Source organism: Bradyrhizobium cosmicum, from assembly GCF_032290525.1.
In the GTDB taxonomy this organism is placed as follows: domain Bacteria; phylum Pseudomonadota; class Alphaproteobacteria; order Rhizobiales; family Xanthobacteraceae; genus Bradyrhizobium; species Bradyrhizobium cosmicum_A.
Genome location: NZ_JASXTA010000397.1, coordinates 1 through 253, shown reverse-complemented (window position 1 = coordinate 253; position 253 = coordinate 1). Strand labels below are relative to the sequence as shown.

Below are 253 nucleotides of genomic sequence, written 5' to 3'. Positions count from 1 at the left end.
CTGCATGGTGGCACAATTGATGCCCAAAGTCCCGGGCCGGGCGCCGGCAGCACCTTTACTGTGACGCTACCCTTGGCCCGCCAAGAGCGGCTGAAGCAAAATGCTGAACGCGAGCAAGCTGCAGTCGCGATACGGCCACTGTCAATCCTGGTCGTCGACGACAATCTCGACGCAGCCCACACCTTGGCCGCACTGCTTGAGATTAACGGTCATCAGGTGGCGGTGGCGGAAAATGCCAATGCGGCGTTGGCAC

At 60.9% G+C, this 253-nt stretch carries 1 protein-coding gene; it reads left to right on the top strand.

Annotated elements, in window-relative coordinates; translation table 11 throughout:
* Positions 1-72: 72 nt before the first annotated feature.
* Positions 73-253, top strand: a 181-nt coding sequence (locus QSV46_RS40385) for a hypothetical protein (protein WP_314964288.1), incomplete at its 3' end; no start/stop codon positions are given.